We start from the raw sequence: 15647 nt of genomic DNA, 5'->3' as shown, positions 1-15647 counted from the left end.
GGGTCAGCGGGTGACGGCAGACGGGATGTCGGTGTCGGCTCGTACACTGGAGCCATGCCTGAGACCCGTCGCACCGAGCCCGTCGCGGGTGCTGGGTCGGCACTCGACCAGGCACTTGAGCGTGTGCTCGGCGCCAAGACCGGCAAAGCGCTCGAACGCGCATTCGGGCTGCACACCATCGACGACCTATTGCAGCACTATCCGAGGCGCTATGCGCACCGCGGACAGCTAACTCCCATTGCCTCGCTGACCTTCGGCGTGCCGGTGACCATCGTCGCCGAGGTCGTCGAGGTGCGGGAGCGTGATATGCGCGCCCGCCGCGGCCGCATCACCGAAGTGCGCATCACCGACGGGCATGGCACCCTCACACTGACCTTCTTCAACCAGCCCTGGCGTGCCGCCGAGCTGCTCCCCGGAGTGCGAGGAGTGTTCTCGGGCAAAATCACCGAATACCGCGGCTCGCTGCAGCTGGCGCATCCCGATTACGAGCTCTTCCGCCCGGCAGACGCCTCTGATGCGCCAGAGGCCGCTGCAGCTGCGGCCGAAGAATGGGCCACGCGACCATTGCCGATCTACCCGGCCACGGCATCCCTGCCGAGCTGGCGCATCGCCCAGGCGATTGCGATCGTGCTCGACGGTCTCGCCGCGGTGCCCGAGCTGCTGCCGGCCGAGGTGCGAGAAGCCGAACAGCTGCTCGATCACCGCGCGGCACTCGAGGCAGTGCACCGGCCCACTGACGATCAACAGCGCGAACAGGGGCAGCGCACCGTGCGCTTCGAAGAGGCCTACGTGCTGCAGGTTGCGCTGTTGCGCGCTCGCGAGGTGCTGCGTCTGCAGCGGGCGCAGGCGTTTCCGCTGGTCGCCGACGGGCTGGTCGCGGCGTTCGACGCGGGTCTTCCCTATGCGCGCACTGCCGGGCAGATCGAGGTGGGCGAAGTAATCGCCCGCGAGCTCGCCGGCGAGGTGCCGATGAATCGCCTGCTGCAGGGCGAGGTGGGCTCAGGAAAGACCCTGGTGGCGGTGCGCGCCATGCTGCAGGTGGCTGACGCCGGCGGCCAGGCTGCACTGATCGCGCCCACTGAGGTGCTGGCGGCTCAGCATCTCGCGAGTCTGCACTCGCTCTTGGGGCCTGACCTCTGGCAGCGGGTGCTGCCGACGCTGATCACCGGCAGTCTGCCCGCGGCCGAGCGTCGCCACGCCGCGCTGGCGGTCGCCTCGGGGCAGTCGCGACTGATTGTGGGCACTCACGCGCTGCTCAGCGACAAAACGCAGTTTGAGCATCTCGGGCTGGTCGTGGTCGACGAACAGCATCGTTTCGGTGTCGAACAGCGCGAGGCGCTCAAGGCCAAAGGCATCGAACAGCCGCATGTGCTGATGCTCACGGCAACGCCGATTCCGCGCACGGTCGCCATGAGTGTGTTCGGCGATCTCGATATCTCGTCGCTGCACGAGCTGCCAGCCGGCCGACAGCCCATCGCGAGCTTTGTGGTGCCGCTGGCTGAGCATCCGGCGTGGCTGGTGCGGGTCTGGCAGCGCATCGTCGAAGAGGTGCAGCGCGGGCGTCAGGCATATGTGGTCACGCCGCTGATCGATCAGGCCGAGGTCACCGCAGCCAGCGACGAGGGCGGTCTGCTGCCCGAATGGAGTGTGGAGCGTGTGGTCGAACTGCTGGGCAGCATGCCCGGCACCGCGCACCTGCGCGTGGCGGCGCTGCATGGCCGCATGAAGGCCGACGAGCGAGAGCAGGTGATGCGCGACTTCGCCGAACGGCGGCTTGACGTGCTGGTGGCGACCACAGTGATCGAGGTGGGGGTCAACGTGCCCAACGCGAGTCTGATCGCCGTGCTCGACGCCGACCGCTTCGGTGTTGCACAGCTGCATCAGCTGCGTGGGCGGGTGGGGCGCGGCGAGCATCCTTCGGTGGCGCTGTTCGTGACCAAAGCCGAGGAGGGCACGCCGACGCGCGCGCGCATCGACGCCGTTGCTGCGACCACCGACGGGTTCGAACTGGCCGAGCTCGATCTCATGCTGCGCCGCGAAGGCGATGTCTTGGGAGCATCGCAATCGGGCGCCCGCTCACAGCTCAAAGCACTGCGGGTCACTCGTGACGGGCGCATCATCGCTCGGGCTCGTGAACTCGCTGAGGCTCAGCTCGCCGCCGGACGGCCGATCAGTGCGGCCCTTGAACGTGCGCTCGATCGTGCACTGAATGCCGCGAGCGAGCATTACCTCAGTGCGTCGTAACGTGTCGGTGGTGGGCGCTAGGCTGTTCGCATGACTTCCATCGCCGTCTGCCCGGGCTCGTTCGACCCGGTCACCCTTGGGCACATCGACGTGTTCGCCAAGGCCAGCCGCATCTTTGACGAGCTGATCGGGCTCGTGGTGCACAACCCCAGCAAACAGCCCGCTTTCAGCCTCGACGAACGCGTAGCCCTGCTGCGCGAGTCGCTCGACGACGCTGGGCTCACCCACGTGCGGGTCGACACACTCTCTGAGGGGCTGCTGGTCGACTACGCCACCTCGCATGGCGCCGACGTGCTGGTCAAGGGCATCCGCGGCGACCTCGACGTCAGCTACGAGACCCCGATGGCAATCGTCAATCGCAATCTGGCCGGCGTCGAGACGGTCTTCGTGCTGCCCGAGCCCGAGCACTCACACGTCTCGAGCTCATTGGTGCGCACCCTCGCCGGCTTCGGCGGCGATGTCACCCCGTACGTGCCCCAGGCGGTCGCTCGCTGGTACGAGAACCGGGGCACCACCCGCTCGTGAGTCGCCAAGACGGCTCCCATCGCCAGGTCTCCGACCTGTCAGTCGACGACGGCACCGCGACCATCCTGCATCTCGACATGGATGCATTCTTCGCCAGCGTCGAGCTGCTTGACCATCCCGAGCTGGTAGGGCTGCCGGTGATCGTCGCCCACGATGCCCCGCGCTCAATCGTGACCACCGCATCCTACGAAGCCCGCCGGTTCGGCGTGCACTCGGCCATGCCGATCGGGCAGGCGCGCCGGCTGTGTCCGCAGGCCGTGCTGCTGCCGCCCCACCACGAGCGCTACCGCGACTACTCACAGCGGGTGATGGCCGTGCTGCATCAGTTCACGCCGTTGGTCGAACAGGTCAGCGTCGACGAGGCCTTTCTCGACGTCTCTGGCGCGACTCGGCTGTTCGGCATGCCTGGGCGCATTGCCGAGCGCATTCGCACTGAGGTCTTCACCGAGACCGGGCTGCACTGCTCAGTCGGGGTGGCAGCTGCCAAGTTCGTTGCCAAGCTGGCCTCAGGCATGGCCAAACCCGACGGGCTGCTCATCGTGCCGGCGGGTCGCACCCTCGAATTTCTGCGTCCGCTGCCCGTTGGCGCACTGCCCGGCGTGGGCAGCAAGACGGTCGAGCGCTTGCGCGGCTTGGGCCTGGTCGAGGTGCGCGATCTCGAGACGGTGCCTGAAGCCACGCTCGTGCGCGCCATCGGGCCGGCGCAGGCGCACCGGCTGCACGACCTCGCCCGCGGTCGCGACCGTTCGGCGGTAGTGCCCGAACGCACCGAGAAGTCGATCGGCCACGAGCGCACCTTCACCGAAGATGTCAGCGACCCCGATCAGCTGCGCGCCGCCCTGCTCGGGCTGGCTGAGCAGACGGCCTCCCGGGCTCGCAGCCATGGCGTGCTGGGGCGCACCGTGGCGATCAAAGTGCGCGACGCATCCTTTCGCACCGTCACCCGCTCGCAGACGCTGCCCGACGCCACCAACACCGGGCGCACCGTGTTCGAGACGGCGTGGCGGCTGTTCGAGCAGTCTGGCATGAGCGAGGCATACATTCGCCTCGTTGGGGTTCGGCTCGAGCAATTGGTTGTTGGGCAGGCCGAGGCGTCGTTGTGGTCAGATGACGAGGCCTGGCAAGTGGCCGATCAGGCGGTGGATGCCGCAGCCCGGCGCTTCGGCACCGGTGCGGTTCGTCCCGCGCGGCTGGTGGCCCCGCCCAAACCGCACTCAACAGACTCCGCCGCCGAATGAACGCGCGCCTGCTGGCGTAGAAGTTTCGCACTTCTTGCGCGGCCGTGGGCTGAAAATGCCGGTTCGGGGCTGATTTGCCGCGCAGACTTCTGTTTCGCGGCAGCTCAAGTGGTCAGTGGGGGTGTGCTGGCTGCGATACGCTGGCCGACAATGACCACGATGGAGTGGTCGATGCGGGGTGGGGGAGGTGTCTCTCCGGCTGCGGATCGGTCACTCGTGCACTCAACGAGGAGAGCGGATCATGAACGACAGCATCACCACCCGGGCTGCCGGCGCCGCGCCGGCGACCGCGCAGATCAACCTGCGCCTGCTTGCCGACGGCCACGGCATCATCGAGTCGCATCACGGCGACGACGAACAGCGCTTCGCGCCACCGGCGGACTTCGCCGCGCAGGCCAATGTCGGCGCTGAGGCGTATGTGCAGGCAAGCCGCGACCGACTCGGGTTCTGGGCCGACCAAGCCCGGCAGCTGCACTGGCATCGAGAGTTCACCGAGGTGCTCGACTGGAGTGAGCCTCCGTTCGCCAAGTGGTTTGCCGACGGTGAGATCAACGCGTCGTTCAATGCCCTCGACCGGCACGTGCTGGCCGGCAACGGCGACCACGTCGCACTGCTGTGGGAGGGGGAGCCCGGCGACCGCCGCAGCATCACGTATGCCGAGCTGCTCGACGAAGTGAGCCGCTTGGCCAACGTGCTCACCGACCTCGGTGTCGAGGCCGGCGACCGCGTGGCGGTGTATCTGCCGATGATCCCCGAGACGATCGCCACGCTGCTGGCAGTGGCGCGTATCGGGGCAGTGCACTCGGTGGTCTTCGGCGGGTTCAGTGCCGACAGTCTGCGGGCGCGCATCGAGGATGCGGAAGCCAAGCTAGTGGTCACTGCCGACGGGTCTTGGCGGCGGGGCAAGATCTCGCCGCTGAAGCCGGTGGTTGACCAGGCCCTCGCTGCGGGCACGACGGTCGAGCATGTGCTCGTGGTGCGGCGTGGTGGCAACGAGGTTGACTGGCAGTCGGGGCGTGACATCTGGTGGCACGAGGCCGTGCCCCAGGCATCTGCCGAGCATGAGGCGCAGGGGTTTCCGGCAGAGCACCCACTGTTCATTCTCTACACTTCGGGCACGACGGGCCGACCCAAGGGCATTCTGCACACCACCGGCGGGTATCTCACCCAGACCTCGTATACGCATCGTGCCATCTTCGATGCCAAACCCGAGACCGATGTGTATTGGTGCACCGCTGACGTCGGTTGGATCACCGGGCACAGCTACGTCGCCTACGCGCCGTTGATCAACGGAGTGACGCAGGTGATCTATGAGGGCACCCCAGACACACCAGACTGGGGCAGGTGGTGGCAGATCGTAGAGCGCTACAAGGTGACTGTGCTCTACACCGCGCCCACGGCCATCCGGTCGTTCATGAAAGTGGGGCGTGAGACCGTGCTCGCCCATGACCTCAGCAGTCTGCGCCTGCTCGGCAGCGTCGGCGAGGCGATCAACCCCGAGGCGTGGCTGTGGTACCACGAGGTGGTCGGTTCGTCTCGCGCGCCGATCGTCGATACGTGGTGGCAAACCGAGACTGGGGCCATTCTCGCCGCACCGCTGCCCGGGGTCACCTCGACGAAGCCGGGCAGCGCACAGCGGGCGATCCCAGGTGTCGCGCTCGACATCGTCGACGATGCGGGCACTCCGGTCGACCCCGGCAGCGGCGGTCTGCTCGTGGTCAATGAACCGTGGCCGTCGATGCTGCGTGGCATTTGGAAAGACCCGAAGCGCTTTGTCGACACGTACTGGGAGACGTTCGGCGATCGCTACTTTGCCGGTGACGGAGCGCGCTTCGACGAAGACGGCGACATCTGGCTGCTCGGTCGAGTCGATGACGTGATGAACGTGTCGGGGCACCGGCTGTCGACCACCGAGATCGAGTCGGCTCTGGTCGATCACCATGCGGTGGCCGAGGCGGGCGCGGTGGGTATCGCTGACGAGACCACGGGCCAGGCGGTGATCGCGTTCGTGGTGCTCAAACGCAATCAGCATCTGGTCTCGAAATCCGAGGCTGAGGCGGTGCTGCGGCGGCACGTGGCCGACCTCATTGGCGCGATCGCCCGACCCCGGCGCGTCTACATCGTGGCCGAGCTGCCCAAGACGCGATCGGGCAAGATCATTCGTCGAGTGCTGCGCGATCTGGCTGAGCGGCGCCCGGTGGGCGACACCACGACACTGGCTGACGGCGGTGTCATCACCGCGATCACGGCTCAGATCGAGCAGGCCAGCACGGTGAAGCCGGGGTAGGCGGCACCGGCGAGGCTCCGTCATCGATTTCGTCTAGACTCACTGCTATGGCCAATCCCTATCTCATCAATGTGCACGACCTCGTGGGGCGCCCCGGGCAGCAGCGCACCGTGGCGGTGACCCTGCCGGCAGAGGCAGATCTCGCCCTTGGTCTCGCTCGTGTGCCTGAGGGCTCGCCCATCGAGGTGCAGGCGCGATTCGAATCGGTACACGAGGGCATCTTGGTCAGCGCTGAGGCCTCGTTCGAGGTCGTCGGTGAGTCTGCGCGCACACTCGAGCCGCTGCAGTGGCGTGATGAAGTCGAATTTCAGGAGCTTTTCGCGTATCCTGATTCGGAAGCAGCTTTCGAGCGCGGTGATGCCACCGACGATGAGATCCAGATTTTGCGCAATGAGCACGTCGATCTCAGTCAGAGCATCCGCGACGCCATTGTTCTCAGCCTTCCGTTCACTCCGGTTGGCGACGAGCCTGCTGCCGAGGTGTTCTCTTTAGGTGAGCCGATTGGGCCAGAGCGTTCAGACGGTGTTGATCCGCGGTGGGCAGCCCTCGCGCAGCTGTCTCACGACGATGACGACGCGGCATCGCGCGCAGATTCAGAGAAGGAATGATCGATCATGGCAGTACCCAAGCGCAAGCTCTCACGCAGCAACACCCGCTCACGTCGTTCACAGTGGAAGGCCGAAGTGCCTACCCTGGTCAAGACCGTTGAGAACGGCAAGGTCGTCTACAGCCTGCCGCATCGCGCCAAGGTGGTCGAAGACTCAGCTGGCACGGCTCTATACTACGAGTACAAGGGCCGCAAAGTCGCTGACGCCTGATCACGGGCGCGCAACATTCTGAGACGCCCATGAGAGTGGATGCCTCAGTCGCAGAAGATCTGCTCGAACGCTTGGCGGTTCGCATCGACGAACCGTACCTGAGTCGTGCCCTGACGCATCGCTCATACGCATTCGAGCACGGCGGTCTGCCCACCAACGAGCGCCTCGAGTTCCTCGGAGACTCCGTGCTCGGCCTGGTGGTCACCGACCTCCTCTTCCATTCATTTCCCGACCTCCCTGAGGGCGAGCTCTCGCGTCGTCGTGCGGCGTTGGTCAGCACCGACGCGCTCTCATATGTGGCCGAAGACCGCGGTATCGGTCGTTTTCTGCTGCTCGGCAAGGGCGAGGCTCGCACCGGCGGTCACCACAAGGCATCGCTGCTGGCAGACATGGTCGAGTCGCTGATCGGCGCGACCTATCTCACCGGCGGGCTTGCCGCAGCGCGCCCGTTCGTGCTGTCGCTGCTCTCGCCCCTGCTGCCACGCGTGAGCACCCTCGCTGCCCAGCTTGACCCCAAGACCACGCTGCAAGAGGCGGCCAGTGCCAAAGGTCTCGGTGCTCCGGTCTATTCGGTGACCTCGACCGGCCCTGACCACGATCGCCGTTGGGCCGCAAGCGTCACCTGTGGCGGCGAAGTGCTGGGCACCGGCGAAGGCACGAGCAAGAAGCACGCCGAGATGGCGGCTGCATTCAGCGCTTGGCGACTGATCAACGACCCCGAGCTGGCGACCAAGCACGACACCACCTGCACCACCGAGATTCCGGTGCAGCGCGCCTCGTCGGTGGCAGCTGTTGTCGACACCGAGCTTGCCGCGGCCGAAGTGGCTGATGCACAGAGCATCAAGGCGCAAATCGGCACGCATGCCTGAACTGCCCGAAGTCGAGGCCGTGCGCCTCGGCGTCGAGTCGTTGTTCGCCCACCGGCGCATTGCCATGGTGCACGTGTTCGACGAGCGATCAGTCAGCCGACACAACGGCGGAGCCGAAGACTTCACACGCACCCTGACCGGTCTCGAGCTTGGCGAGCCAGATCGGCGGGGCAAATTCCTCTGGCTGCCGCTGCACGGTGACCTGACCACATCCGCCGCGCTGCTGGCACATCTGGGCATGAGTGGGCAGCTGCTGGCGCACGATCTGGCTGCAGACGCGCCGCCGCTGCGTCACGAACGCGTGCGACTGACGTTCGCAGACACGTCCAGCCCGCAGACGCTGAGCTTTCACGATCAGCGCCTGTTCGGCTCGCTCGCCATCGACCCGCTGATCGACGACCCCTTCGCTGCATCAAGCAGGGCAGCGAAGTCTCGTCGCCAGGTGCCAACACAGGCCGGGCATATCGCCCCAGACCCGCTGGAACCTGCCTTTGACGCCGATGACGCGGCCCGCGCCATCCGTTCGCATCGCTCTGCGGTCAAACGCGTGCTGCTCGATCAGACCGTGATCAGCGGCATCGGCAATATCTATGCCGATGAATCGCTGTGGGCCGCCCGAGTACACCCAGAACAGGGGGCCGATACGCTCAGTCAGCGTCGCGCGCGCAGCCTGGTGGATGCGGTGGTCGCCGTGCTGCACCGAGCGGTTGCGGTGGGCGGCACGAGCTTCGACGACCAGTACCGTCATGTCAACGGGGAGTCAGGCTATTTTGCGATCGAGCTGAACGCCTATGGCCGGCAGGGGCAGCCGTGCCCGCGCTGCGGCGGCCCGATTCGTCGGGTGTCGTTCATGAACAGGTCGTCGCACTTCTGCCCGCGTTGTCAGCGGCGGCGGTGAGCGCCGCGCGCCAAGCTCAGAGTTGCCCGGCCGACACACTGAACGTGTCGCAGCGCTGCGGACCACCGGCATAACCGGCGTTGAACCACTTCTGGCGCTGGGCGCTGGAGCCGTGCGTCCATGATTCTGAGTTCGTGGTCACCCCAGATTGCTGCTGAATATGATCGTCGCCCACCGCGGAGGCGGCGTTGAGTGCGTCGGTGATCTGATCTGTGGTCGGCTGCTGCAGCAGGGCCACACCGTTCTCATCGGTGGTGGTGCTGGCAGCAGCCACCCACGCCCCGGCATAGCAGTCGGCCTGCAGCTCGAGCCTCACAGAGTCGCTGGCAGCGCCGGTCTCGCGGCTCTGGTGTGCAGCGAACGCACCAGTCTCGTTCTGCACATGGTGCCCCCACTCATGCGCCAGCACGTACATCTGGGCCAGCGGGCCCGCGGTTGCGTCGAAGTCGCGGCGCAGCACCTGCCAGAACGAGGTGTCGATGTAGATCGTCTGATCAGACGGGCAGTAGAACGGGCCGACCGCGTTTGACGCAGTGCCGCACGGAGTGCTCGTCTCGCCGTCGACCAGCACGAAACCGGGTTTGGCATAGTCGCTGAGCTGACCGCTCCAGTAGACGTTGAGCGACTTCGCTGCGCCCTGCATGCGGCATTCGTCGTCGCTGTTGGCATCGGCACCGGTCTTGCACTTGTCAAGGTCGGCGGAGAGATCGGTGCTCGTGGTCGAGGTGTTGCTGTCGCCGGTGAGCCCGCCGACCACGCCCGACACATCGACGCCCAAGAACTGGCTGACGAGTGCGACCACGATCAGCCCCAGCACGCCGCCGCCGCCGATCATGGCGGTGCGGCCGCCACCGCGGCGCTTCTGAACGTCATCGCTCTCGATATTGGCGTTGTTGTTGAACGTCATGGGGAATCCCTCTCCGGCTGGTGTCTCAACGGTAGCAATTCTGTGATCGGGCTGTGGTGCGTGGTTGGGTAGGCTGGCTTGATGGGAATTCGAGCAGTGGCCGTCTACTGCGGGTCGAGCAGCGGCGATGACACACGGTATGCGCAGGCGGCGACCGAGGTCGGCACCACATTGGCACGACGTGGCATCACGGTGGTCTATGGCGGCGGCAGCGTGGGGCTCATGCGCCGGGTGGCGGATGCGGCACTGGCGGCTGGCGGCCGCGTGCACGGCGTGATCACCCGTAACCTGGCTGACCGCGAGATCGCTCACCCAGGGCTCACCGAGCTCGAGGTCGTTGACACCATGGCTCAGCGCAAGGCGCGAATGTCTGAACTCTCCGATGCCTTTGTAGCGCTGCCTGGAGGGTCGGGCACACTCGAGGAGATTGCCGAACAGTGGACATGGGGGCAGATCGGCCTGCACCACAAACCTGTCGCATTGCTCAACGTCAACGGCTACTACGACGACCTCGCGGCCTTCTTTGCGCGCGCTGCAACCGATGGGTTCATCCGGCCGCAGTATGTGCGCATGGTCACAGTGTCGCCTTCATTCGCGGAGGTGCTCGACGCGTTCGAGCGCTACCACGCGCCCACCGAGAAATGGGCGCGCAGCGGTGACGCCCGCGACATGGTGCTGCGCATTGCCGCACTGGTGCTCAACGACAGCCACGGACGCACGCTGCTCGTGCGTAAACGGGGCACCACCGGGTTCATGCAGTGCGGCGGCAAGCTCGAGGCTGACGAGACGCCCCGTCAGGCGGTGGTGCGCGAGGTGCACGAAGAGCTGGGTCTGCGCATTGACCCTGAGCGTTTAGAACACCTTGGGCGCTTCCACGCGGCGGCGCTGAATGAGGCCGACACACACGTCGACGCTGACGCCTACTATCTGAGCATCGACGAGCAGACGGCCTCGCAGCTGCGAGCCGATCATGAGATCGAAGAGCTGGTGTGGGCCTTTCCTGAAGATCTGATCTCTGGGGCCGCGGGGGTTGAGGTCGCCCCGCTGAGCCTCGAGACGCTGCTGCCGCTGGCTCAGGCACGCACGCCCGAACGACGCTGAACGCCACGTTCATCGGGCCACCTGCACGAGGCGCGACACACCGCCGGTGACCAGCCAGCCGCGACCTGGCGGCCAATGCGCTGAGTCGTCGGGCGGCAGATTCGCTCGCAGATAACGGTCGGCGTCGTCGGGATCGGGCCGCAGCAGCAGACCTGATCTGATGGTGCGAGCCGCGCCGTGCAATTCCCAAGCCGTCGGCAACACCGCAGGGTCGGCATCCACGATGCAGGTCATGCCCTGTCGGCGGCAGTGCGCGATCAACTCGGCCAGGCGAGGTTCGATTGTGGCGCCGGCAAAGTCGGCCGCCCGCTCGATCACCACGAAGAGGTCGTCACCGGTAAGCGCGGCTTGCATGCTCTGTGGCAGATGGGCTGGTGCATGTGCCGCACTCGTTGTGGCAGGGGAGAGCCAGTCATCGTCGGTGAGCCAGGCGGTGGTGTCGAACTGCGCCAGCGTAGGGCGTTGTGGCAGCTCTGGAGTGATTGCTCCGAGGAGTTCTTTGAGCGCGGCATCGACAGCGGTCTCTTTTGTCGCGATGCGGTGCCAGGGGATCGCCTGTGCAAGTGGCGTGGGCCCGGGGGCGAGCAGAACGCCTCGGCGGTGCGGCCCCGCGGTGTGCACGGCTCGAGCGAGCACACCCAACGCAGTGGCGTTCTCATCTTGCGTGCGCCCCAACACGAGCAACGGCTCACCGACCGGCAGACCCAGCGGGGCGAGCGAGTCATCGGCAAGGCCGAAAACCGGTGCACCGTGCTCATCGACTTCTGGCAGAGACGACAGCGGTATCGAATCGGGCAGCCGACGGATGCTCGGTGCGCTGGGTACCTCGGCCGCGCGCAGGCGCTCGGCTAAAGCGGTGAATATCTGCGCCTGTTCAGCTGCGGTGGCGGCTCGTTCGGGCAGCCCCACCTGCACCTCGAGACCGTGACAGCTGCCGCCCACCACGATGCCGCGGCCGGGCGACGCTTGCGCGAGCGCCTCAGTGCTGACCTCAAGCATGGCGGTCAGCGCGGCATCAGGGAGCCGCAGCACGAGAGTGTCGTTTACTGCGGAGGCGATCGCTGTCGGCAGACCGCTGGGGCGATCTGTGGTGAAAATCACATGGATGCCAACGCTGCGGCCCGCTGTGCACAGCTCGGTAATCGTTCTGATCACGTCGAAGCCGCGCGAGAACTCATACCTCTGCTGCAACGCAGGCAGATCATCGATAAGCAGATGGATGTGTGGCGGCGGGCCGTTGCTCAGCTGATCGATGTTGGACACTCGCGCAGCACGCAGCAGCTGTAGGCGCTGCTGCAGAGTGGTTGCGAGCAGTCGCAGCAGACGCTCTACGCGCTCGCGGTCGTCGGCTTCGATCACCGACCCGACAATGGGCAGCACCTCGATCATTTCGAGCGGCGCGGCGCTGGCGCAGATCGCATAGACCTCAGTGGGTTCGAGTGCGCTGGTGCGACAGCCCAGCTGCCAGACAATGGTTCGCAAAACCTGTGATCTTCCGCTGCCAGCACCACCGATCACACGCAGATGACCACAGGCACTCGGCGACCAGACGTAGGGCAGCTGCCGCTGGTGCGCCGGGTCGTCGGCTAGCCCGAGCACAAGCCCAGCGTCGGTGCCTGCATCACTCGGCGATAGGCTGATCGCCGCCGGGAGTGCGTCGAGCCAAGGTCGGCGTGGTCTGCTCAGGCCAAGTCTGTCGGCGGCGGTGCACATGGCGTCGCGCATCGCCTCGATCTCGCGCACTGCCGTAGGTGGCACGGGAACAGTGGTGCCGGGCGTCGGCCAATGCTCGCCGGTGCCGAACGGCAGGTCGGCGATGCTGATGTCTGGCACTTCTCGGCGCTTCAACAGCGGAGCGCCGACGTAGGCGGCCTGAAAGTGCTGCACCAGGCCAGGGCCCGCACGAACCGCAGCACGACCGGGCACCTCAGGCGGAAAATGTGCGGCATCGGCGCTGCCCAACACATCAGTGCTGTCTTGCACGTCGGCCATGCGCAGCGCCACACGCAGATTGGCGTTGGCACGCAGATTGTCGTCGACCACGCCAGATGGGCGCTGTGTCGCCAAGATCAGATGCAGCCCCAGCGAACGACCTCGGGCTGCGATGTCGACGATGCCAGTGACGAACTCTGGCACATCGGCTGCGAGCGCAGCGAACTCGTCAACGACGATGACCAGCATCGGCGGTGTGCGAGCATCGTGTCGACTTTCCATGCTGCGGAGGTCTTTGGCCCCGGCCTCGTTAAGCAGGCGCTCGCGCCGGGCCAGTTCGGCACGCAGTGAGATCAGCGCGCGCTGCACCAGGTGTGTGTCGAGATCGGTGACCAGCCCCACGGTGTGCGGCAGATCGGCGCACTCGGCAAAGGCTGCTCCGCCTTTGTAATCGACGAGCAGGAAAGTGAGGCGGTCAGGGGAGTGTTCGGCTGCCATCGCCATGATCCACGTTTGCAAGAACTCTGACTTGCCGCTGCCGGTTGTGCCGCCGAGAATCGCGTGTGGGCCTTGTGTGCGCAGGTCGATGTCGAAGGCGCCCAATGCACCTGCTCCAACGCTCGCTCGCAGACCTGTCGGCGCTGCCGAACGGTGGGATGCTGCGGTCGCGCGAGTCTGGTGCCAGGCAGACATGATCGAATCGTTGGCAGCCCAACGGCGGGCAATCGCCGCAGGCTCGCCGAGATCGGCGTCGGTCAGCTCGCTGAGCCGGATGCGGGTGGGGAGGTCGCTCTCATCGAGCATCAGCGCTCCGGCGTCGGTCATTGGTGCCATCGCGCGGGCGAGCGTGCCTGCCTGGTGCGCATCGAGTCGGTCGAGTTTTGTGACTGGGGTATGGCTGGCTGAACGCACTCTGTGTAACGCAGCGGTCAGATCGGCCTCGATGTGCAGCCAGGAGCGGCAGGCCGCAGGTAGCTCGGCAGTGCGGTGGGTCAGCCAGAGCAGGTGCACGCTGTGATCGGGGCCGATCTCGGCCAGATGCACGAGGCGTGCCAGGTCGAGATCAGGCGAACCGATCACCACGACGATCACGACTGGCATGTGCTCGGGCGGAGCGGCCGCCTGAGTGTGATGATGCACCGGGCGGTCATCGGCCGGCAGGTGTGAGCGCAGCTGCCCTTTCGCACCGGAGCGGGAGCCGACCACCTCTTCGAGTCGACGCATCAGGGCGGCAGCGTCTTCTGATGTGCTGGCGAGGTGGTCGCCGACGACGGGAGAGTGCGGCGATGCGGTGTGCGGCAGCCATTTGAGCCACTGCCACCCGGGCAGTGCAGGCGACGGGCAGAATGCGGCGAGCACGACATCCGCCGGCGAATGCGATGCAGCGATCTGCATGATGAGCGCGCGCAGCGCATCGTGCGCGGCCTCGGTGGTGCCGACGATACCGATTGACCCGGCAGAGAGCAGATGCTCAACCACCGGCACGTCGGTGATGGTGGCGAACCGGTCGCGCAGCGCCACCAGTCTGGCCCACACCTCATCTGGCAGTTCTGCGCGTTCGATGCTTGGTGTCTCGGTCAGACTGAGATCGGTTCCGAGGCCGAAACGCACTTCGAGAAAGGTGCGATGCTCGGGGCGGCGTTGCCACAGCGGTGTGGTTGCGGCCGGGCTCGCACGGTGTCGCACCTCGCGCTCGCGCTGTTGCGACTGACGCAGATCGACCTCGAGTCGGTCGATCGCGCTGCAGAACGCTGCGAGCTCGCGTCGATGTTCGCGGCTCGACACCACTCGATTGTCGAGCCAGCTGGCCAGCAGCGCCAACGGAGCCATGCCGGCAAGTAGCAGACTGTATGGAGACCTCGTGAGCGTGTACATCGCCACTGCGCCAAGCACCGGTACAAGTGCAGCCAGCATCGGCAGACGCGTGCTGCGGCGGCGCTGTGGGGGCGTGGGCAGCTGATGCTGTTCGGCAGTGAACCGAGGTACGACCGCCGGGGCGGGAATCACGGGCGTGCGCGGGGTGAGCAGCGCTTCACGAGTGTTGGTCGCGTGCGGTGCAGCGATGCGCATGAACCGCAGCCTGCGGGTGCCGAGAGTGATCACTTCGCCGTCTCGGATCGGCGCAGAGGTTATGGGGCTGCCGTTGACCAGCACGCCGTTCGCACTGCCGAGATCGTGCAGGCTGGCGGTGCCGTCTTCGGTGATGGCCAGCTTTGCATGGCGTCGTGAAATATCTCGGCTGGCAAGATGCACGCGCAGTTCGGGGTCTCGTCCGATGAGATTCTCACCGGTGACCAGACCGTGGGAGCGGTTTGCTGACATTTCGACCAGTTGCGCGGCGAGGGGATACTGTCGCCGGGCTTCGACCCCTGGTGCGGCCTCGTCAACGAGGGTGACGGTGCACCCCGGCTGCAGAGCCGACTCGCCCACGGTGCGGTGTCGATCAAGGATGACCGGCTTGCCGTGGCCTGCGAGCCGCACACACAGCGTCGCTGGCGTGGCACTCTGAACAGGTTGGTCGTGCCGTGTGGAGGTGCCGGACAGATGAGCCCGCAATCGGTCGGCGATCTCGCCGATGATCGTGCCGGTGTCTGTGGTGATCACGATATCGCGGCACTGACCGGTGGCGTCGAGGGTGCAGGGGATGCGCATCTGCCTTCCTTGGGTGCGAGAGATCGAAGTGGGCGGGCTGCCAGCGTAGGTCGAGGCGAGGGCGTGCTGGGGCATCCATCGGGGTCTGTGGAGAAAAGCGCGCAGCCTTCGGCCTGTGCAGAACCGGTGGTGCGGCAGAGCACCCGGTACCCTAGAGACAGAGTGTGCCCGCTGGT

General features: G+C 66.2%; 11 protein-coding genes. 9 read left to right on the top strand and 2 right to left on the bottom strand.

Features of this window, described 5'->3' with window-relative positions; all coding sequences use genetic code 11:
* Positions 1-54 precede the first annotated feature (54 nt).
* The 8 genes from G557_RS0104255 to mutM all read left to right on the top strand — a co-directional run bounded on the left by G557_RS0104255 (position 55) and on the right by mutM (position 8879).
* Positions 55-2244 carry an ATP-dependent DNA helicase RecG gene (locus G557_RS0104255; protein ID WP_028245070.1) on the top strand — a complete coding sequence of 730 codons (2190 nt, stop codon included), beginning with the start codon at positions 55-57 and terminating at the stop codon, positions 2242-2244.
* Positions 2245-2274: 30 nt separating this feature from the next.
* Positions 2275-2769 carry a pantetheine-phosphate adenylyltransferase gene (gene coaD / locus G557_RS0104250; RefSeq protein ID WP_028245069.1) on the top strand — a complete coding sequence of 165 codons (495 nt, stop codon included), beginning with the start codon at positions 2275-2277 and terminating at the stop codon, positions 2767-2769.
* Positions 2766-4007: a DNA polymerase IV gene (gene dinB, locus G557_RS11675; RefSeq protein WP_036961113.1), complete on the top strand. Its 1242-nt coding sequence runs from the start codon at positions 2766-2768 to the stop codon at positions 4005-4007. Before coaD ends, dinB begins: the two co-directional genes overlap by 4 nt.
* 241 nt (positions 4008-4248) lie before the next feature.
* Positions 4249-6294, top strand: a complete 2046-nt coding sequence (gene acs / locus G557_RS0104240; RefSeq protein WP_084626994.1) for an acetate--CoA ligase — start codon at positions 4249-4251, stop codon at positions 6292-6294.
* Positions 6295-6341: 47 nt separating this feature from the next.
* Positions 6342-6902 (top strand): YceD family protein, encoded by a 561-nt coding sequence (locus G557_RS0104235; RefSeq protein ID WP_028245067.1) that lies wholly within the window; start codon positions 6342-6344, stop codon positions 6900-6902.
* Positions 6903-6908: 6 nt separating this feature from the next.
* A complete protein-coding gene (gene rpmF, locus G557_RS0104230) occupies positions 6909-7112 on the top strand; it encodes a 50S ribosomal protein L32 (protein WP_028245066.1) in 204 nt (67 codons plus the stop codon).
* A 29-nt stretch (positions 7113-7141) separates the two neighbouring features.
* Positions 7142-7981, top strand: coding sequence for a ribonuclease III (rnc, locus tag G557_RS11670; protein WP_084626993.1), 840 nt, complete (start codon positions 7142-7144; stop codon positions 7979-7981).
* On the top strand, positions 7974-8879 hold the full coding sequence (gene mutM, locus G557_RS0104220) for a bifunctional DNA-formamidopyrimidine glycosylase/DNA-(apurinic or apyrimidinic site) lyase (protein WP_028245065.1): 906 nt from the start codon (positions 7974-7976) through the stop codon (positions 8877-8879). The genes rnc and mutM overlap by 8 nt, the downstream gene beginning before the upstream one ends.
* 16 nt (positions 8880-8895) lie before the next feature.
* Here the strand turns inward: mutM and ypfJ are convergent, their stop codons facing one another.
* On the bottom strand, positions 8896-9786 hold the full coding sequence (ypfJ, locus tag G557_RS0104215; protein ID WP_028245064.1) for a KPN_02809 family neutral zinc metallopeptidase: 891 nt from the start codon (positions 9784-9786) through the stop codon (positions 8896-8898).
* Between the two features lie 81 nt (positions 9787-9867).
* Here ypfJ and G557_RS14290 point away from each other — a divergent pair, with 81 nt between their 5' ends.
* Positions 9868-10887 carry a TIGR00730 family Rossman fold protein gene (locus G557_RS14290; protein WP_084626992.1) on the top strand — a complete coding sequence of 340 codons (1020 nt, stop codon included), beginning with the start codon at positions 9868-9870 and terminating at the stop codon, positions 10885-10887.
* Between the two features lie 9 nt (positions 10888-10896).
* Here the strand turns inward: G557_RS14290 and G557_RS11660 are convergent, their stop codons facing one another.
* Positions 10897-15546, bottom strand: coding sequence for a type VII secretion EssC family protein (locus G557_RS11660; protein ID WP_084626991.1), 4650 nt, complete (start codon positions 15544-15546; stop codon positions 10897-10899).
* Between the last annotated feature and the right edge of the window lie 101 nt (positions 15547-15647).

Origin of the sequence: Pseudoclavibacter soli DSM 23366 (genome assembly GCF_000423505.1) — a bacterium.
In the GTDB taxonomy this organism is placed as follows: Bacteria; Actinomycetota; Actinomycetes; order Actinomycetales; family Microbacteriaceae; genus Pseudoclavibacter_A; species Pseudoclavibacter_A soli.
The sequence above is the reverse complement of the archived record's forward strand: the minus strand, read 5'-3'. Positions and strand labels throughout refer to the sequence as shown.

What these genes read in the sequence shown, in the direction of transcription:
- G557_RS0104255 (WP_028245070.1), top strand. Translation starts at nt 55, where the DNA reads ATGCCTGAGACCCGTCGCACCGAGCCCGTCGCGGGTGCTGGGTCGGCA.
- rnc (WP_084626993.1), top strand. Translation starts at nt 7,142, where the DNA reads ATGAGAGTGGATGCCTCAGTCGCAGAAGATCTGCTCGAACGCTTGGCG.
- ypfJ (WP_028245064.1), bottom strand. Translation starts at nt 9,786, where the DNA reads ATGACGTTCAACAACAACGCCAATATCGAGAGCGATGACGTTCAGAAG.
- acs (WP_084626994.1), top strand. Translation starts at nt 4,249, where the DNA reads ATGAACGACAGCATCACCACCCGGGCTGCCGGCGCCGCGCCGGCGACC.
- G557_RS0104235 (WP_028245067.1), top strand. Translation starts at nt 6,342, where the DNA reads ATGGCCAATCCCTATCTCATCAATGTGCACGACCTCGTGGGGCGCCCC.
- coaD (WP_028245069.1), top strand. Translation starts at nt 2,275, where the DNA reads ATGACTTCCATCGCCGTCTGCCCGGGCTCGTTCGACCCGGTCACCCTT.
- G557_RS11660 (WP_084626991.1), bottom strand. Translation starts at nt 15,546, where the DNA reads ATGCCCCAGCACGCCCTCGCCTCGACCTACGCTGGCAGCCCGCCCACT.
- mutM (WP_028245065.1), top strand. Translation starts at nt 7,974, where the DNA reads ATGCCTGAACTGCCCGAAGTCGAGGCCGTGCGCCTCGGCGTCGAGTCG.
- G557_RS14290 (WP_084626992.1), top strand. Translation starts at nt 9,868, where the DNA reads ATGGGAATTCGAGCAGTGGCCGTCTACTGCGGGTCGAGCAGCGGCGAT.
- rpmF (WP_028245066.1), top strand. Translation starts at nt 6,909, where the DNA reads ATGGCAGTACCCAAGCGCAAGCTCTCACGCAGCAACACCCGCTCACGT.